Here is an 18,696-nt window from a genome sequence, read left to right on the forward strand (position 1 = left end):
GGCCCGGAACGCCACCGACGGTAGAGGCGCGCCTCCGATCTTGTCAATCGGTTGCCAATACACGTATGGTCGTGGCACGGCGGCGCTCCTGTCCGCCGGTTCCCGACGACGAGAACGAGGCACGCACCGTGACCACCGCATCCGCGACCACCGCATCCGCGACCCCCGCACCCTGGACCCTCTCCGGCTTCGGCGACGAGATCGACCCGGACCCGGACGTCCAGGTCGCCGTCCTCCGAGCACTCGGCGCGCACAGCATCGAGGTGCGCAGCGCCTGGGGCGTGAACGTCGTCGACCTCGACGACGAGCGCCTCGCCCGCCTCGCCGCGGTGCTCGAGCGCGGCGGCCAGTCCGTCTCGGCCGTCGCCTCGCCCATCGGCAAGGTCGACGTCGCCCTCGACCCCGAGCTCGAGGTGGCGCGCCTCGACCGCGTCATCCGCGTCGCACACGCCCTCGGCACGCCGAGCATCCGCGTCTTCTCGTTCTACCGGGGCGAGGGAGTCCCGGTCGACAGCATCCGCGACGACGTCCTGCTGCGCATGCGCAGGCTCGCCGACCGTGCCGAGCGCGAGGGCGTGGTGCTCCTGCACGAGAACGAGAAGGAGATCTACGGCGACGTCCCCGAGCGGATCCTCGACCTGGTCGAGTCCGTCGGCTCGCCCGCCCTGCGCCTCGCCTGGGACAACGCGAACTTCGTGCAGTGCGGGGTGCGCCCCTTCGACGACGGGTGGGCGGCGCTGCGGCCCTACGTCGACTACCTGCAGGTGAAGGACGCGGCGGCCGCCACCGGCACCGTGGTGCCCGCCGGCGAGGGCGACGGACAGCTGCGCGAGACCCTCACCGCCCTGCGCGACGACGGCTGGACGGGCGTCGCCTCGCTGGAGCCGCACCTCGCGATCACGGACGCCCTCGGCGGATTCTCCGGCCCCGAGGCGTTCGGAGTGGCCGCTCGGGCCTTCCGGGCGCTCGCCTCCTCGCTCGGGATCGACCTGCGATGACCGTCCGCGCGGCGGTGATCGGCTGCGGCGACATCTCCTCCGTCCACCTCGCGGCGATCGGCACGGCGCCCGGCGCGGAGCTGGTGGCGGTCTGCGACACCGACCCGGGCCGGCTCGCCGCGGCCGCCGAGAGGCACGCGGTGCCGGGCTTCCCCGAGGCGGTCCGGATGCTCGACTCCGTCCGCCCCGACGTCGTGCACGTCTGCACTCCGCACAGCACGCACGCCGCGCTGGCGGTCGCGGCCCTCGAGCGCGGCGTCGCGGTGCTCCTCGAGAAGCCGCTCGCCTCCTCCGTCGCGGAGGGGGAGCAGGTGATCGCCGCGGCCGAGCGGGGCGGGGCGCGCATCGGCGTCTGCTTCCAGAACCGCTACAACCCGCCCGCGCAGCGCCTCCGCGAGCTGCTGGCGTCCGGCTCCCTGGGCGCGGTGACGGGTGCGGTCGCGACCGTGCTCTGGCACCGCACCCCCGGCTACTACCTCGACCGCCCCTGGCGCGGGACGTGGGCCGAAGGCGGCGGCGGGATGCTGATGAATCAGGCGATCCACACCGTCGACCTCCTGCAGTGGCTCGTCGGCGAGGTGGTCGCGGTGAGCGGCTCCGCCTCCACGCGCCTGCTGCCGATCGAGGTCGAGGACACCGCCGACCTGGTGCTCACCCACGCCTCCGGTGCGCGCAGCGTCCTCTACGCGACCGTGGCCAACGCGTGGGACGAGCCGGTCGAGCTCCGCCTGCGCACCGAGCGCGCCACCGTCTCGCTGCGCGGTGCCCTCACCGTCCGGCACGACGACGGATCCGTCGAGGTCGTCCCGGACACGGAGCGCCGATCCGGCGGGCGCTCGTACTGGGGCGCCTCGCACGAGCTGCTCGTGCACGACTTCTACGCCCGCCTCGGCGAGGACGAGCCCTTCTGGATCTCGCCCCGCGAGGCGGCGAGGTCGCTCGCGATCGTCCAGGCCGCCTACGCTCCGAGCGCACCCGGGCGGACACCCCACTCCACCTCGAACGAAGGACTGCTCCCATGACCACCGTCCGCCTCGGCATCATCGGATTCGGCGCCCAGGGCTCCTCCTACGCCCGCTTCCTCGCCGACGGCCGGGTGCGCGACGTCGTCGTCACCGCCGTCGCCGACGTCGACCCCGCCCGGGAGGCGGCGGCCGCCGCGCTCGCGCCCGGAGCGTCCTTCCACGCCGACCACCGCTCCCTCCTCGCGAGCGGAGAGGTCGACGCCGTCGTCGTCTGCACTCCGCACTACCTCCACCCCGGGATCGGCATCGATGCGCTCGAGCACGGGCTGCACGTGCTGGTCGACAAGCCGGCGGGCGTCTACGCCGCGCAGGTGGCGGAGCTGAACGAGGCCGCCGCCGCCCGCCCCGGGCAGCGCTTCGCGATCATGTTCAACCAGCGGGCGAACCCGCTGTACCGCCGGCTCAAGGAGATCATCGACGAGGGCGGGATCGGCCGGATCCTGCGCTCGAACTGGATCATCACGACCTGGTGGCGACCCCAGGCCTACTACGACCAGAGCGACTGGCGCGCGACCTGGGGAGGCGAGGGCGGAGGCGTCCTGGTCAACCAGGCGCCCCACCAGCTCGACCTGTGGCAGTGGCTGTGCGGAGCGCCGGAGTCGGTGGTCGCGAAGGCCGGCTACGGGCGGTGCCGCGACATCGCGGTGGAGGACGAGGTGACGGTGCTCGCCGACTTCGGCGGGGGCACGACCGGAGTGCTGGTCACCACGACGCACGACCCGATCGGCACCGACCGCCTCGAGATCGTCGGCGACCGCGGCCGGATCGTCGTCGACGACTCCCGGGTCGCGACGATCACCCGTCTGAGCGCCCCTGAGCGCGAGCTCAGCGCCGCCCTCAGCGCCGAGGACGTGGGCCTCCTGCTCACCGGCCGCTACGACACCGCGGATCTCTCCACCACGGAGCGGATCGAGTCGGGCTCCGTCTGGGGCGAGCAGCACGCGGCCGTCCTGCAGGACTTCGCGGACAGCATCGTGCACGGCACGCCGCTGCTCGCGCCCGGGGCGGAGGGGATCCTCGGGGTCCGGCTCGCCAACGCGATCCACTACTCGAGCTGGACGGGACGCGAGGTGCCGCTCGACCTCGACGAGGGCGTGTTCCTGGCGGCGCTCAACGAGCGCATCCGCGAGGAGGGGGCGTTCCCGGAGCGGGGCTGACGCGGCGGAGCTGCGCGGAACCGCGCTGGACGGGACCGGAGCGGCGGGCGGCCGGCCGGACACGACGGCCTCCCGGAGCGCGGCCCCTCCCCTCCGGCCCGACCCGGACGAGAGGGACGGCCCGGGCGGGCTTCTCGCCCCTGTGGCACCATGGGCGGCGGACGGCGCCCCGTCCGCCGCCGTGCCCCTCGAGAGAAGACCGCGATCGTGCCCAGCGAAGACGCGCCCACCGGCCCCTCCGCCCCGAGACGCCGCGGCCGCTCCGCGACGACGATCTACGACGTCGCCCGGCTCGCCGGCGTCGCCCCCTCCACCGTCTCCCGCGGGCTGAGCACGCCCGGACGGCTGAACGCCGCGACCGAGCAGCGGATCCGCGCCGCCGCGAAGGAGCTCGGCTACCGGCTCAACCCGATGGCGCGCGCGCTGCCGACGGGCCGTACCTCGACCCTCGGGCTGCTGGTGGCCGACATCACCAACCCGGCCTTCTTCCCCGCCGTGCGCGGAGCGGAGCGGGCGGCGTCGCTCCGCGGCTTCACGATGATCCTCGCCGAGTCGCAGGAGTCCGGGGAGCGCGAGGCCGAGGCGGCCGACCGCATCGCCGCCTCCACCGACGGGCTCGTCCTCGTCAGCACCCGCCTCAGCGACGAGGAGATCATCGCGCTGGCCGGGCGCATCCCCGTCGTCGTCCTCAACAGAGTGGTCCCCGGCGTCGCGGGGATCGTGCCCGACCTCGGTCCCGGGATCGACGCCGCGCTCGACCACCTCGCTGCCCTCGGCCACCGCTCCCTCGCCTTCATCGCCGGTCCGCCCGACTCGTGGATGAGCGCCGCACGGTGGGACCTCCTCCTCGAGCGCGCCCCGCAGCGGGGCATGACGGTCGTCGAGATCGGGCCGGGCGTCTCGACCCTCGACGGCGGGAGGGGCGTCCTCGCCCGGGTGACGGCCTCCGGCGTCGGCGCGGTGATCGCCTACAACGACCTGGTGGCGATCGGCCTGATGCGCGCAGCTCAGGAGTCGGGCGTCGCGATCCCGGAGCAGCTCAGCATCATCGGCTTCGACGACATCTTCGGGAGCGACTTCACCTCGCCGCCGCTGTCGACCATCAGCGCGCCGCTGGGCCGGATGGGCGAGCGGGCGGTCCGCCGGGTGCTCGGCGACGAGGAGCCTCCGGAACGGACCGACGACCTGCCGACGGAGTTCGTGCCGCGGGCCTCGACGGGGCCGCGCCGCGACGCCTGACCCCGGTCCACGCCCCGCGCGCCACGCTCTGCGACAGCCTTGGCAATCGGTTGACACCGTCGGCCACCCATACTTGGATGGCCCCGTGCCGACGAAGCTGCTGAACGATCCCGACCGACTCCTGCCGATCGACCCGACGACCCGGGCGATCGCCCGCGACCTCCACGCGAGCGTCGCCGACCTGCCGATCCTCTCCCCGCACGGGCACGTGGATCCGCGCCTCCTGCTCGAGGACCGCCCCTTCGCCGACGCGGCCGAGCTCTTCCTCCGGTACGACCACTACGTCACCCGGCTGCTCCACTCCGCCGGGATCGACCTCGGCGACCTCGGCATCCCGGGAGGCGAGCGCCTCGCCGGGCCGGAGGAGGTGTGGCGCACGTTCTGCGCGCACTGGCGGATCTTCGCGGGCACCGCGTCGGGCTACTGGCTCCAGTCGATCCTCGCCGAGCAGTTCGGCGTCACCGAGCAGCCCGACGCCGCGAACGCCGACGCCCTCTTCGCGACGATCGGGGCCCGGCTGGCGTCCGACGCCTTCCGCCCGCGGGCGCTCTTCGAGCGGTTCGGGATCGAGGTCCTGGCGACGACCGACGACCCGCTGGACGACCTGGCCGTCCACCGGGCGCTGGCCGAGGATCCGGCGTTCCCGGGCCGCGTGCTGCCGACCTTCCGCCCCGACGCCTACCTCGATCCCTCCACCCCCGGCTGGCCCGAGCGCGTCGCCGCCCTGGCCGCCGCCACCGGCACGAAGGAGTCGAGCCTCCCCGGATTCCTCGAGGCCCTCCGCGCCCGGCGCCGGCACTTCCTCGACCACGGCGCCGTCTCCGCCGACCACGGCGTGCTGGAGCCGCTGACCGTCGACCTCGACCCCGTCGAGGCGCAGTCCCTCTTCGCCCGCGCCCGCGCCGGCACGATCGACGCCGAGGGCAGCCGCGTCCTGGCCGCCCACCTGCTGCTGCAGTCCGCCCGCATGAGCGTCGACGACGGCCTGGTGATGACCGTCCACGCCGGCGTGCTGCGCAACCACGACCGGCCGACCTTCGAGCGCTTCGGTCCGGACACCGGCCACGACATCCCCGTCGCGACCCGGTTCGCCGAGCCCCTCCGGCCGCTGCTGCAGGAGCTCGGCAATGCGCCGGGCTTCCACCTGGTCCTCTTCGGGATCGACGAGAGCACCCACTCGCGCGAGCTCGCTCCCCTCGCCGGCTACTACCCGTCCGTGTTCCTCGGAGCGCCGTGGTGGTTCCTCGACGCGCCCGACGCGGTGCTGCGCTTCCGCGCCGCCGTGACCGAGACCGCCGGCTTCTCGCGCAGCTCCGGCTTCATCGACGACACCCGCGCGTTCCTCTCCATCCCGGCCCGTCACGACATGGCGCGGAGGCTGGACGCCGCGTTCCTCGCGCGCCTGGTCGCCGAGGGGCGGATCGACTCCGAGACGGCGAGCGCCGTCATCCTGGACCTCGTCGACGCCCAGCCGCGGAAGGTCTTCAAGCTGTGAGCGGGCACGGCGGAGGAGGTGCTCTCGACCGCGCGTCCGCGGGCCTGCCGGCGGCTCCCGTCCGCATCGTCCACCTCGGCCTCGGCGCCTTCCACCGAGCGCACCAGGCCTGGTACACGCACGCCGTCGACGACGAACACGAGTGGGGCATCGCCGCGTTCACCGGCCGGAGCCCCCGGGCGGCCGAGGAGCTCGCCGCGCAGGGCGGCCTGTTCACCCTGATCGAGCGCGGACCGGAGGGCGACTCGGCGACGATCGTGGGCAGCATCGTCGAGGCGGTCGACGGCGCGGACGTCGCGCGTCTCATCGAGCTCGTCGCGGCCCCGGCGACGGCGATCGTCACGCTGACGATCACGGAGGCCGGGTACCGTCTCGCCGCGGACGGCGGCCCCGACCTGGACGACCCCGTCGTCCGGAGCGACCTCGCCGCCCTCCGATCGGGAGGGGCGCCGGTCACCGCGCTCGGCCGCCTCCTGCTCGGCCTCGCCGCCCGGCGCGACGCCGGCTCCGGCCCGCTCGCCGTCGTCCCCTGCGACAACCTCTCCGGCAACGGCCCCCTGGTGCGCGGCGGACTGCTCCTGCTCGCCGAGCGGCTCGACCCGTCGCTCGCCGACTGGATCGACCGCACCGTCTCGTTCGTGTCGACCTCCGTCGACCGGATCACCCCGGCCACCACCGCAGCGGACGTCGCGGCGGCGGCTCGGCTGATCGGCTCCGCCGACGCCGCGGCCGTCGTGACCGAGCCGTTCCGCGACTGGGTCCTCTGCGGCCGCTTCCCGGCCGGCCGACCCGCCTGGGAGCGCGCCGGAGCCCGTTTCGTGGACGACATCGAGCCCTTCGAGCGGCGCAAGCTGCGACTCCTCAACGGGGCGCACACGCTCCTCGCCGCCACCGGCCGCCGGAAGGGCCTCGCCACCGTCGCGGAGGCGATCGCCGACCCCGCCTGCCGGAGCGCCGTCGAGGCGTTCTGGGCGGAGGCGGCGGCCGGCCTCCCCGCCGGTCTCGACGCCGACGCCTACTGCGCCGCCCTCCTCGAGCGCTTCGGCAACCCCCGGATCGAGCACCGCCTCGAGCAGATCGGCGCCGACGCGACCGCCAAGCTCCGCATCCGGATCGCGCCCGTGCTCCTCGCCGAGCGAGCGGCCGGACGCGACGGGGCCGCCTCCCTCCGCGCCGTCGCCGACGGGATCGCGCTGCTGCTGCGGGGAGACCGGCTGCCCGACGCGCAGCGCCCCGGCCTCGACCGCGCCCTCGGCTCCGCCCGGCCCGTGGAGGCGCTGCTGCGACTCGTCGACCCGCGCCTCGCCGACGACCCGGCCCTCGTCGCCGCGGTCGCCGCTCAGGCGGCCTAGACCTCCCCTCGCCTCTCCACACGGCGCCTCCCGGCGCCGTCGGCAACCGTTTGCCACCCTTCGCACCGTCTCGACGCGGCGCGGATCCCCGACGGGTCCGCGCCCGGGTAAAGGAGCCCGCATGACCCCCCGCACCACCACCGCGCCCGGAGCGCCCGCCACGCAGAAGCTCTCGAAGCTGAGCATCGTCGGCTACGGAGCCGGCGACACGGCGAACAACCTCGCCTTCACCACCGCCACGATGTTCCTGCTCGTCTACTACACCGACGTCGCCGGGATCTCCGCGGCCGCGGCGGGCACGCTGCTGCTCGTCGTGCGGATCTTCGACGCGTTCGCCGACGTCTTCGCCGGCCGGGTCGTGGACCGCACCTACAGCAAGCGCTTCGGCAAGTTCCGTCCGTTCCTGATGTTCGGGTCGGTCCCCCTCCTCCTGCTCTCGGCCGCGACCTTCTCCGTCCCGCAGATCGGCGAGAGCGGCACGCTCCTCTACGCCTACCTCAGCTACGCCGCGCTCGGCCTCGCCTATAGCCTCGTCAACATCCCTTACGGCTCGCTCGCCGGAGCGATGACGCAGGTCGGCACCGAGCGCGCGAAGCTCGCCAGCGCCCGCGCCATCGGCGGCGCGATCGTGGGGGCCGGGCTCGGCACCTTCATGGCCCCGCTGGTCGTCCCCGGCGCGGATCTGCAGTCGCTCTTCTCGATCGTCACGCTGAGCTTCGTCGTCGTCGGATCCGCCCTCTACCTCTTCACCGTGCTGACCGCCAAGGAGCGCGTCCAGCGCGACGTCGCGCACGTCACGTTCCGGCAGAGCATGACGACCCTCCGCTCGAACCGGCCGCTGCTCTTCCTCTGCCTCAGCTCGTTCCTGTTCCTCACCGGGACGCTCGCGCTCCAGACCGTGCAGCTCTACTACCTGCGCGACGTGCTCGGATCGGTGAGCCTCTACGCCGCGATGTCGCTGATCCAGCTCGCCCTGACCTTCGGCCTGGCCGCCCTCGTCCCGACGATCGTGCGGCGGTTCGGCAAGCGCAACGCCTACATGGCCGGAGTCGCGGTCATGATCAGCGGCGGAACGGTCGTCTTCCTCGCTCCGGGCGACGCGGTGGCGGTCGGCTTCGGCGGACTGGTCCTCGCCTACGTCGGCATCCAGCTCGTCAACATGCTCGTCTGGGCCATCGAGGCGGACACCGTCGAGTACGGGGAGTGGAAGACCGGCATCCGCTCCGAGGGCACCATCTACGCCCTGTTCTCCTTCACCCGCAAGACCGGTCAGGCGGTCGGAGGCGCCCTCGCCGCGTACGCACTGGCCTGGGGCGGCTACGTGGCCGGTGCCGCGGAGCAGAGCGAGCACGCCGAGTGGGGCATCCGCGCCGCGGCCGGCCTCATCCCGGCCTTCGCCGCCCTGCTCGCGGTGCTGATCATGGCGTTCTACCCGCTGACCGACCGCCGGCACGCGCAGATCGTCGCCGAGATCGCCGAGCGCCGCGAGGCCACCGGCCAGGCCGCGCCCGTGGCGCCCGGCCTCTCGACCGCCGCGTTCTCGATGGACCGCGCTCCCGGCCGGAACCCCTGACCCGATCCACACCACGAAAGGCACCCCATGAAGATCGACAAGGCCGAGGTCGTCGTCACCAGCCCCGACCGCAACTTCGTCACCCTCAAGCTCACGACCGACGACGGGCTGACCGGCCTCGGCGACGCGACCCTCAACGGCCGCGAGCTCGCCGTGGTCTCCTATCTCGCCGACCATGTCGTGCCGCTGCTCCTCGGCCGCGACGCCTCGCGCATCGAGGACACGTGGCAGTTCCTCTACCGGTCGTCCTACTGGCGCCGCGGACCGGTCACGATGGCGGCGATCGCGGCGGTCGACACCGCCCTCTGGGACATCAAGGGCAAGGCCGCCGGTATGCCGCTCTACCAGCTGCTCGGAGGCGCGTCCCGCACCGGCCTGCTCGCCTACGGCCACGCGTCCGGGCGAACGGACGCCGAGCTGTTCGACAGCATCCGCGAGCACCAGGAGCAGGGGTACCGCGCGATCCGCGTGCAGACAGCGGTGCCGGGGCTGCAGTCGATCTACGGCATCGCCTCCAACGCGGTCCTCGAGGGCAACGAGGGCGTGCGCTACGACCACGAGCCGGCCCAGCGCGGCGGCCTCCCGACCGAGGAGGACTGGGACACGCGCGCCTACCTGCGCCACGTCCCCCGCGTCTTCGAGGCCGTCCGCAACGAGTTCGGGCCGGGGCTCCCGCTCCTGCACGACGGCCACCACCGGATGACCCCGATCCAGGCAGCGGCCCTCGGCAAGTCCCTCGAGCCGTACGACCTCTTCTGGCTCGAGGACTGCACGCCCGCCGAGAACCAGGAGGCCCTGCGCCTCGTCCGGCAGCACACCACCACGCCGCTGGCCATCGGCGAGGTCTTCAACACCGTGTGGGACTACCAGCTCCTCATCCGCGAGCAGCTGATCGACTACATCCGCAGCGCGGTGACGCACACCGGAGGCGTCTCCCATCTCCGGCGGATCCTCGACCACGCCGCGCAGTACCAGATCAAGTCGGGGATGCACGGCCCGACCGACGTCTCCCCGGTGGGCATGGCGGCCGCGATGCACCTGGGCCTGGCGATCCACAACTTCGGGATCCAGGAGTACATGAAGCACGGCGAGCGGACCGACAGCGTCTTCCAACAGTCGTTCACCTGGAGCGAGGGGCGTCTGCACCCGGGCGACGCTCCCGGCCTGGGCGTCGAGCTCGACGTCGACGAGGCCGGGAAGTACCCCTACGTCCGCGCCTACCTGCCCTTCAACCGCCTCGCCGACGGCACCGTCCACGACTGGTGACCTGCGGCCGCCCCTCCTCCGCCGAGGGAACCCCGGACCGTCGAGGGAGCCACGACCAGCGGGCTCCCTCGACGGTCCAGGGTTCCCTCGGTGGGCGAGGAGGGGCGGGGGTCAGGAGGGGCGGCGGGTCAGGGCACGAAACGGTAGCCCATGCCGGCCTCGGTCAGCAGGTGGCGCGGATGCGCGGGGTCGGGCTCGAGCTTCTTGCGCAGCTGCGCGAGGTAGAGGCGGAGATAGCCGGTGTCGGTGACGTGCGCGGGTCCCCAGATCTCGGCCAGCAGCGAGCGGCGGGTGACCAGCTTGCCCGCGTTGCGGATCAGGATCTCGAGCACCTGCCACTCCGTCGGGGTGAGCCGCACGGAGGCGCCGTCCCGCGTCGCGCTCTTGGCCACCAGGTCCACGGTGACCTCGCCGATCACGACCAGCGGCTCGCCGTCGGCCGGCTGCACCCGCCGCGAGAGGGCCCGGATGCGCGCGAGCACCTCGTCCATCGAGAACGGCTTGGTCACGTAGTCGTCGGCGCCCGCGTCGAGCGCGCCCACCTTGTCGGCCGCGCCCGTCCTCCCCGACACCACCAGGATCGGCGCGCTCGTCCAGCCGCGCAGCCCGTGGATGACCTCGACCCCGTCGAGCCGGGGCATGCCGAGGTCGATCATGTAGAGGTCCGGATGCTCGTCCACCGCGCGGTTGATCGCCTCGGTGCCGTCACCGGCCGTCACCACGTCGTATCCGCGGGCGGTGAGCGTGATGCGCAGGGCGCGCAGGATCTGCGGGTCGTCGTCGGCGATCAGGATCTTCATGCGGCTCCTCCGGAGTCCTCGTGCGGTGCGGCGGCCGACCCGCCGCCGTGCGGGGCTGCAGGAGCAGCAGCAGCAGCAGGAGCGACGCCAGCAGGAGCAGCAGGAGCAACGCGAGCAGCAGGAGCGCCGGCAGCAGTCTCCGACGCCAGCGGCAGCGTCACCACCATCGTCAGCCCGCCCCCCGGAGTGTCCTCCGTCTCGAGCGTGCCGCCCATCCCCTCCGTGAACCCCTTCGAGAGCGCGAGGCCCAGGCCCAGTCCGGTGAGGTTGTCGTCGTCGCCGAGCCGCTGGAACGGCACGAAGATCTCGGCCCTCCGCTCCTCCGGCACCCCGGGGCCGTGGTCGACGATCCGCAGCTGCGCGCTGCCGCCGAAGGCGCTGGCGGCCACGCGCACCCGGGTCCCGGAGGGTGCGTAGCGGACGGCGTTCGCGAGCAGGTTGACCACGACGCGCTGCAGCAGCACGGCGTCGGCGAGCAGCGCCGGGCCCTCCGGATCGAGGTCGAGGTCGACCTCGCCGGGACCGAGCCCGAGCTCGTCGAGCGCGGGGAGCACCACGTCGGCGGCGTCGAGCGGAGCGAGCGCCACAGCGAGCGCTCCCGCCTCCAGCCGCGTCACGTCCAGCAGGTCGGTGACCAGTGCGGCGAGCACGGTGAGGCTCTCGTCGGCGGTGGCGAGCAGCTCCTCCCGGTCGCGCTCGCTCCAGACCACGTCGGGCGAGCGCAGCCCGCTGACCGCCGCGGTGGCCGCGGCGAGGGGCCGGCGCAGATCGTGGCTGACCGCCGACAGCAGGGCGCTGCGCACCCGGTCGGTCTCGGCCAGCGGAGCGAGGGAGCTGGCCGTCTCGCTGAGGGCCGCGTTCTCGAGCACCGAGTCCAGTTGCGCGGCGACCACCTGCAGCAGCCGCCGCTCGCTCCCCTCCAGCTCGCGGCCGTGCAGCTCGAGCACCGCGCCCTCGCCCACCGCGATGCGCGCGGGATCCCCTTCCGGCTGCGGCTCGCCGTCCGCGGCGACGACCTCGCCGTCGCGCAGCAGCCGCACGCCGGTCAGCCCGAACGCCTCGCGCGAGCGCTCGAGGATCGCCTGCAGCGCCCCCTGCCCGCGGATCACGCCGCCCGCGATCGTCGCCAGCAGCTCCGACTCCGCCCCCGACCGCTTGGCGGCCCGCGCCCGCCGGGCCGCGCGGTCGACCACGGCGCTGACCAGCGCTGCGTTCAGCACGTAGAGCACCAGCGCCAGCGCGTGCAGAGGCTCGTCGACGGTGATCGTGTAGAGCGGATCGACGAAGAAGAAGTCGAGGGTCAGCCCCGAGAGCACGGCCGCGAACAGCGCCGGCCAGAGCCCGCCGACCAGCGCGACCACCACCACCAGCAGCTGGTACGAGAGCACGTCGCTCGTGATCGACTCGTCGCTGCGGAGGCTCGAGAGCAGCCAGGTCACCAGCGGGCCGCCCACGAGGGCGAGGGCCAGTCCCAGGAGGCGGCGCCGCAGCGTCAGGGCCCCGTCGAGCCTCGGCAGCACCGCGGTGCGCCCGGCGGCGGAGTGGCTGACGATGTGCACGTCGATGTTGCCGGACTCGCGGATCACCGTCGACGCCGTGCCGGGCGTGAGCGCCGAGGCGAGGCGGCTCCGCCTGCTCACTCCGATCACCAGCTGGGTCGCGTTCACCGAGCGGGCGAACTCGACCAGCGTCCGCGGCACGTCCTCGCCGACCACCTGGTGGTAGCTGCCGCCGAGCTTCTCCACCAGCGCCCGCTGCGCCTCGAGCACGTGCGGCCGCGGGGTGCGGAGACCGTCGGGGGTCACCACGTGCACGGCGAGCAGGTCGCCCCCGGAGGCGCGGGCCGCGATCCGCGCGCCGCGCCGCAGCAGGGTCTCGCCCTCCGGCCCGCCGGTGAGGGTCACGACCACGCGCTCGCGCGCCTCCCAGGTGCTGTCGATGCCGTGCTCGACGCGGTAGTCGCGCAGCGCGCTGTCGACCTCGTCGGCGAGCCAGAGCAGCGCGAGCTCGCGCAGGGCGGTCAGGTTGCCGAGCCGGAAGTAGTTGGACAGGGCCGCGTCGATCCGCTCGGGCGGGTAGACGCGGCCGTCGGCGAGGCGGTCGCGCAGTGCCTGGGGCGCCAGGTCGACGACCTCGATCTGGTCGGCGGCGCGGAGGACCGCGTCCGGGATCGTCTCGCGCTGCGGCGCTCCGGTGATCGCGTGCACGACGTCGTTGAGCGACTCGATGTGCTGGATGTTCACGGTCGAGAAGACGGTGATGCCGGCGTCGAGGAGCGTCCGCACGTCCTCCCAGCGCTTCTCGTGCCGGGAGCCGGGGGCGTTGGTGTGCGCGAGCTCGTCGACCAGCGCGACGTCCGGCCGGCGGGCGAGCACCGCGTCGAGGTCCATCTCGTCGAGCAGCACACCGCGGTGCTCGACGGCCCGCCTCGGCACGACCTCGAGCCCCTCGACCATCGCGGCGGTGGCGGAGCGGCCGTGCGTCTCGACCACGGCCACCACGACGTCGCGGCCCTCGGCGGCGAGCCGGCGGCCCTCCTCGAGCATCGTGTAGGTCTTGCCCACTCCGGGCGCGGCTCCGAGGAGCACGCGCAGGCGGCCCTTCGTCATGCTCCCGGCCTCCCCTCGTGCTCGCGGCTCCGGGGCGTCCCGGGCTCGCGGGGCCGGCGTCGATCCGCTCGATCGGACGGTCCCGACGAGCCGATCGCGATTCTACGAGCCGGAGGCGCCACCGGAGCGGTCACAGCCGCGCGAGAGCGGCGTTGAGCTCGAGCACGTCCACCGTCGGCTCGCCGAGGTACCCGAGCTCGCGGCCCGCGGTGTGCTCGTCGACCAGCGCGCGCACGGCGCCTACGTCGAGCCCGCGGGCGGCGGCGACGCGGGGCGCCTGCAGCTGCGCGTAGGCGGGGCTGATCGCGGGGTCGAGCCCGGAGGCGGAGGCGGTCAGCGCGTCGGCCGGCACCGCGGCCGGATCGACGCCCTCGAACGCGGCGATCGCGGCCCGGCGCTCCTCGACGGACGCGACCAGGTCGGCGTTCTCGGGGCCGAGGTTGCTGCCGGTCGAGGCCGCGGCGTCGTATCCCGCGGCGGAGGGACGCGACTGGAACCACTCCGGCAGAGGCGCTCCGTCGGCGTCGGTGAACGACTGGCCGATCAGCGACGAGCCGATCACCGCGCCGTCCTGGCGCAGCAGCGAGCCGTTCGCCTGGGCGGGCAGGGCGAGCTGCCCGATCCCGAGCACCGCGAGCGGGTACGCCGCTCCCAGCAGCACGGTGAGCACGATCATCGCGCGCAGCGCGACACCGTAGGGACGGAACATGGTCTCTTCTCTCTGTCTTCGGTGGTCGGGACGGGCGGGTCAGAAGCCGGGGATCGCGGCGACGATCAGGTCGACGAGCTTGATCCCGAGGAACGGAGCGATCACTCCGCCCAGCCCGTAGACCAGGAGGTTGCGGCTGAGGATGCGCGAGGCGGCGACCGGGCGGTAGGCCACTCCCCGCAGCGCGAGCGGGATCAGCACGACGATCACCAGAGCGTTGAACACGATCGCCGAGAGGATCGCCGAGGCCGGCGAGTGCAGCTGCATCACGTTCAGCACCGCGAGCCCGGGGAAGACCCCCGCGAACATCGCCGGGATGATCGCGAAGTACTTCGCCACGTCGTTCGCGATCGAGAACGTGGTGAGCGCCCCGCGGGTGATCAGCAGCTGCTTCCCGATCCGCACGATGTCGATGAGCTTGGTGGGGTCGGAGTCGAGGTCGACCATGTTGCCCGCCTCCTTCGCCGCGGAGGTGCCGGTGTTCATCGCCACGCCCACGTCGGCCTGCGCGAGGGCCGGAGCGTCGTTGGTGCCGTCGCCGGTCATCGCGACCAGCGCGCCGCCCTCCTGCTCGCGCCGGATCAGGGCGAGCTTGTCCTCGGGGGTCGCCTCGGCGAGGTAGTCGTCGACTCCCGCCTCCGCCGCGATCGCCTTCGCGGTCAGCGGGTTGTCGCCCGTGATCATCACGGTGCGGATGCCCATCGCGCGCAGCTCCGAGAAGCGCTCGGCGAGCCCGTCCTTCACCACGTCCTTCAGGTGCACGACGCCGAGCAGACGGGCGCCGTGGGCGTCCTTCACCGCGACGACGAGGGGCGTGCCGCCGCTCTCCGAGACGCCGTCGACGAGCACCGTGAGGCGCGCTGCGACCGCGGAGGGGAGCGGCCCCTCCTCCTCCACCCAGGCGCGCACGGCCGAGCCGGCGCCCTTGCGGATGGAGGAGCCGTCGGGGAGGTCGAGCCCGCTCATCCGGGTCTGCGCGGTGAACGGCACCACGGCGGCCTGAGCGGGCTCGACGGCGGGGCGGCCCGAGTCGCCCGCGAGGTCGACGATCGACTTCCCCTCGGGCGTCGGGTCGCTGAGCGAGGAGGAGGCGGCCGCGTCGACGAGCGCGGCCTGCGCCACCCCGTCGAGCGGGAGGAACGCCACCGCGCGGCGGTTGCCGTAGGTGATCGTCCCCGTCTTGTCGAGCAGGAGCGTCGTGACGTCGCCCGCCGCCTCCACGGCCCGACCGGACATCGCGAGCACATTGCGCTGCACGAGCCGGTCCATGCCGGCGATGCCGATGGCCGAGAGGAGGGCGCCGATGGTGGTCGGGATGAGGCAGACGAGCAGGGCGACCAGCACAGGGACGCTCACGGAGGCTCCCGCGAACGAGGCGATCGGGTTCAGGGTCAGCACGACCACGACGAACACGATCGAGAGGCTCGCCAGGAGGATGTCGAGCGCGATCTCGTTCGGCGTCTTCTGCCGCGACGCGCCCTCGACCAGGCCGATCATCCGGTCGACGAAGGTCTCGCCCGGCCTGGAGGTGATGCGCACCACGATCCGGTCGGAGAGCACTCGCGTGCCGCCCGTCACCGCGCTGCGGTCGCCCCCGCTCTCGCGGACGACCGGGGCCGACTCGCCCGTGATCGCCGACTCGTCGATGGAGGCGATGCCCCAGACGATGTCGCCGTCGCCGGGCACGAGGTCGCCCGCCTCCGCCACGACCACGTCCCCCAGCTGCAGTTCGGCCGAGGAGACCTCGACCAGGCGGGCCGACAGGGCGGAGGGGTCCGCCGGGTCGTAGTCGGCCACGCACCGGGCCGGAGTGCTGGTGCGGGTGGCGCGCAGGCTCTCGGCCTGCGCCTTGCCGCGGCCCTCGGCCACCGACTCCGCGAGGTTCGCGAACACCACGGTGAGCCAGAGCCAGATCGCGATGCCGGCCGTGAAGGTGACGGGCACCGTCGATCCGCCCGACTCCTCCGGCCCGCCGAGGAACGGCTCGGCGATCGCCAGCAGCGTGGTCAGCACGGCGCCGACCTCGACGATGAACATGACGGGGCTGCGCCACATCAGGCGCGGATCGAGCTTGCGCAGCGCTCCGGGGAGCGCGGCGGCGAGCTGGCGCGGCCCGAGGGCGGCGCGGGTGGGGCGCGCGGGTTCCGCGGGGGCCTCGGTCAGTGCAGTGGTCATCGGAGTCGCAGTCCTTCCGCCAGGGGGCCCAGCGCGAGTACGGGGAAGTAGGTGAGCGCGGTCACGACGACCGTGACGCCCACGAGGAGGCCGACGAACTGCGGCCGGTGGGTGGGCAGCGTGCCGGCGCTGGAGGGCACCGGCGACTGCGCCGCGAGCGAGCCGGCCAGGGCGAGCACCAGCAGGATCGGGAGGAAGCGGCCGAGGAGCATCGCGACGCCGAGCGCCGTGTTCAGCCAGGGCGTGTTCGCCGTCAGCCCCGCGAACGCCGAGCCGTTGTTGTTGGCCGCGGAGGTGAAGGCGTAGAGCACCTCCGAGAGCCCGTGCAGCCCGGGGTTCAGGATCGACGTGCTCTCCACGTCCTCCCGCACCGCCGGGATCGCGAAGCTCAGGGCCGTGCCGGCCAGCACGAGCGTCGGCGTCACGAGGATGTAGAGGCTCGCGAGCTTGATCTCGCGCGGGCCGAGCTTCTTGCCCAGGTACTCGGGCGTCCGGCCGACCAGCAGCCCGCCGACGAACACGGCCAGCACCGCGAGCACGAGCATCCCGTAGAGGCCCGAGCCGACGCCGCCGGGGGCGACCTCGCCGAGCATCATGTTGAGCATCGGCAGCATGCCGCCGAGCGCGGTGAAGGAGTCGTGCATCGCGTTGACGGCGCCGGTCGAGGTGAGGGTCGAGGCGGTCGCGTAGAGGGCGGAGCCGGCGATGCCGAAGCGCGTCTCCTTGCCCTCCATCGCCGCTCCGGCGGCCTGCGCCGCGGATCCGCCGCCGGCCGCCTCCAGTGCGGTGAGGGCTGCGAGCGACACGACGAAGATCGTCGCCATCGCCGCGAGGATCGCGCGCCCCTGCCGCACGTCGCCGACCATCCGGCCGAAGGTGCGCGGCAGCGAGAACGGGATCGCGAGGATCAGCACGATCTGCAGCAGCGACACCCACGCCGAGGGGTTCTCGAACGGGTGCGCGGAGTTGGCGTTGAAGTAGCCGCCGCCGTTGGTGCCGAGCAGCTTGATCGCCTCCTGCGAGGCCACCGCGCCGCCCGGGATGCTCTGCTCGCCGCCGGTGAGCGTGGTCACCGTCAGCGGGCCGTTCAGGTTCTGGATCACGCCGCCCGCGATCATCACGACCGCGGCCACCACCGCGAGGGGCAGCAGGAGGCGCAGAGTGCCGCGCACGAGGTCGACCCAGAAGTTGCCGAGCGTGCCCGAGGAGCGGCGCGCGAATCCGCGGATCAGCGCCACCGCCACCGCGAGGCCCACGGCCGCCGAGACGAAGTTCTGCACGGCGAGGCCGCCGAGCTGCACCGCGAAGCCGAGGGTCGCCTCCGGCGAGTAGGACTGCCAGTTGGTGTTGGTGACGAACGAGACGGCGGTGTTGAACGCGAGCCCCTCGGGCACCGCGGGCAGCCCGAGGGAGCCGGGCAGGACCGCTTGGAGGCGCTGCATCCCGTAGAGCAGGAGCACGCCGACGAGCGAGAAGGCCAGCACGGCGCGGAGGTAGGCGCGCCAGCTCTGCTCGCCCGCGGAGTCGACGCCGATGAGGCGGTAGACGCCGCGCTCGATCGCGAGGTCGTGCGTGGAGGTGTAGACGCGGAACATGTGGTCGCCGAGGGGGCGGTGGAGGAGGGCGACGGCCAGGCCGACGGTCGCGACCTGGAGGACGGCGAGGAGCGGATCCATCAGAAGCGCTCCGGTCGGATCAGGGCCGCGAGGAGGTAGACGACGGCGGCGAGCGCCAGCACGGCCGCGAGGGCGTCGAAGACGATCACCGGCCCGCCTCCTTCTCGCGGGTCCCGCGGGTCGCCGAGGGGGGCGGTCCGCCCAGCCGCTCGACCCCCTTCGCGGCGAGAGCGATGAGCGAGAAGAGGGCGAGCACGCCGAGGAGGTAGGCGAGGTCGAGCACGGAGGACTCCATCCGGGGAGCGGACGACGCCCGGGACCGGACGCCTGCCGGGAAGCGGCACAGGATGTGATGCAACACCCCCCGGGAGCCGCTCAGAGCCGTCCTCACGGTTCCCCTACGGCCCCGCCCCGAGTCCTCGCGATTCCTTGACGCAACGGCTGCCGGCGCGCCGTCGAGGCGACTCGAGACGCCCGCCCGGCAGCACTGAGAGCGTTCTCCCCCAGCAACGGCGCGGATCAGCGGACCGAAGATCACATTTAGGCATCGCCTGGACAAATTCGCGACTCGCGCTTTACTCCCTCCGATCGAAGGAATATGTTCTCTCCGTGGACAAAGCCCCTCGGGGCTCTCCCGCTCTCCTGGGCGACGACACGACGGCGTGCTCCACACGTGCACGCC

General features: G+C 73.4%; 15 protein-coding genes. 8 read left to right on the plus strand and 7 right to left on the minus strand.

Features of this window, described 5'->3' with window-relative positions; genetic code table 11:
* The first annotated feature begins 128 nt into the window (after nucleotides 1–128).
* From C5D44_RS07450 to manD, 8 genes are all read left to right on the plus strand, one after another.
* Nucleotides 129–998: a sugar phosphate isomerase/epimerase gene (locus tag C5D44_RS07450; RefSeq protein WP_258067904.1), complete on the plus strand. Its 870-nt coding sequence runs from the start codon at nucleotides 129–131 to the stop codon at nucleotides 996–998.
* Entirely contained in the window at nucleotides 995–2,020 is a 1,026-nt protein-coding gene (locus C5D44_RS07455) for a Gfo/Idh/MocA family protein (protein ID WP_104281291.1), read from the plus strand. The genes C5D44_RS07450 and C5D44_RS07455 overlap by 4 nt, the downstream gene beginning before the upstream one ends.
* Nucleotides 2,017–3,180 carry a Gfo/Idh/MocA family protein gene (locus C5D44_RS07460; RefSeq protein WP_104275511.1) on the plus strand — a complete coding sequence of 388 codons (1,164 nt, stop codon included), beginning with the start codon at nucleotides 2,017–2,019 and terminating at the stop codon, nucleotides 3,178–3,180. Before C5D44_RS07455 ends, C5D44_RS07460 begins: the two co-directional genes overlap by 4 nt.
* 207 nt (nucleotides 3,181–3,387) lie before the next feature.
* Complete coding sequence (locus C5D44_RS07465) at nucleotides 3,388–4,419, plus strand: LacI family DNA-binding transcriptional regulator (RefSeq protein ID WP_181118467.1); 1,032 nt, start codon at nucleotides 3,388–3,390, stop codon at nucleotides 4,417–4,419.
* Nucleotides 4,420–4,504: 85 nt separating this feature from the next.
* Nucleotides 4,505–5,914, plus strand: coding sequence for a glucuronate isomerase (uxaC, locus tag C5D44_RS07470; RefSeq protein WP_104281293.1), 1,410 nt, complete (start codon nucleotides 4,505–4,507; stop codon nucleotides 5,912–5,914).
* Nucleotides 5,911–7,266: a mannitol dehydrogenase family protein gene (locus C5D44_RS07475; RefSeq protein ID WP_258067905.1), complete on the plus strand. Its 1,356-nt coding sequence runs from the start codon at nucleotides 5,911–5,913 to the stop codon at nucleotides 7,264–7,266. The genes uxaC and C5D44_RS07475 overlap by 4 nt, the downstream gene beginning before the upstream one ends.
* Nucleotides 7,267–7,387: 121 nt before the next feature.
* Nucleotides 7,388–8,839 (plus strand): glucuronide transporter, encoded by a 1,452-nt coding sequence (gene uidB / locus C5D44_RS07480; RefSeq protein WP_104281294.1) that lies wholly within the window; start codon nucleotides 7,388–7,390, stop codon nucleotides 8,837–8,839.
* 27 nt (nucleotides 8,840–8,866) lie between these two features.
* Nucleotides 8,867–10,105: a D-mannonate dehydratase ManD gene (gene manD / locus C5D44_RS07485; protein ID WP_104275507.1), complete on the plus strand. Its 1,239-nt coding sequence runs from the start codon at nucleotides 8,867–8,869 to the stop codon at nucleotides 10,103–10,105.
* A gap of 128 nt (nucleotides 10,106–10,233) precedes the next feature.
* Here the strand turns inward: manD and C5D44_RS07490 are convergent, their stop codons facing one another.
* The 7 genes from C5D44_RS07490 to C5D44_RS18015 form a co-directional block, all read right to left on the minus strand.
* The gene (locus tag C5D44_RS07490) at nucleotides 10,234–10,905 is read right to left on the minus strand and encodes a response regulator (protein ID WP_104275506.1); all 672 of its coding nucleotides are present in this window, start codon (nucleotides 10,903–10,905) and stop codon (nucleotides 10,234–10,236) included.
* Nucleotides 10,902–13,514, minus strand: a complete 2,613-nt coding sequence (locus C5D44_RS07495) for an ATP-binding protein (RefSeq protein WP_104281295.1) — start codon at nucleotides 13,512–13,514, stop codon at nucleotides 10,902–10,904. Before C5D44_RS07495 ends, C5D44_RS07490 begins: the two co-directional genes overlap by 4 nt.
* A gap of 130 nt (nucleotides 13,515–13,644) precedes the next feature.
* A complete protein-coding gene (gene kdpC / locus C5D44_RS07500) occupies nucleotides 13,645–14,223 on the minus strand; it encodes a K(+)-transporting ATPase subunit C (protein WP_104275504.1) in 579 nt (192 codons plus the stop codon).
* A gap of 39 nt (nucleotides 14,224–14,262) precedes the next feature.
* Nucleotides 14,263–16,398, minus strand: coding sequence for a potassium-transporting ATPase subunit KdpB (gene kdpB / locus C5D44_RS07505; RefSeq protein WP_104281296.1), 2,136 nt, complete (start codon nucleotides 16,396–16,398; stop codon nucleotides 14,263–14,265).
* Complete coding sequence (gene kdpA, locus C5D44_RS07510) at nucleotides 16,395–18,074, minus strand: potassium-transporting ATPase subunit KdpA (protein WP_104275502.1); 1,680 nt, start codon at nucleotides 18,072–18,074, stop codon at nucleotides 16,395–16,397. Before kdpA ends, kdpB begins: the two co-directional genes overlap by 4 nt.
* Nucleotides 18,074–18,163 carry a K(+)-transporting ATPase subunit F gene (gene kdpF, locus C5D44_RS07515; RefSeq protein WP_104275501.1) on the minus strand — a complete coding sequence of 30 codons (90 nt, stop codon included), beginning with the start codon at nucleotides 18,161–18,163 and terminating at the stop codon, nucleotides 18,074–18,076. Before kdpF ends, kdpA begins: the two co-directional genes overlap by 1 nt.
* A complete protein-coding gene (locus tag C5D44_RS18015) occupies nucleotides 18,160–18,309 on the minus strand; it encodes a hypothetical protein (protein WP_167299012.1) in 150 nt (49 codons plus the stop codon). Before C5D44_RS18015 ends, kdpF begins: the two co-directional genes overlap by 4 nt.
* Nucleotides 18,310–18,696 lie beyond the last annotated feature (387 nt).

The sequence above is a fragment of the Rathayibacter sp. AY1B5 genome, from assembly GCF_002932795.1.
Classification (GTDB): Bacteria; Actinomycetota; Actinomycetes; order Actinomycetales; family Microbacteriaceae; genus Rathayibacter.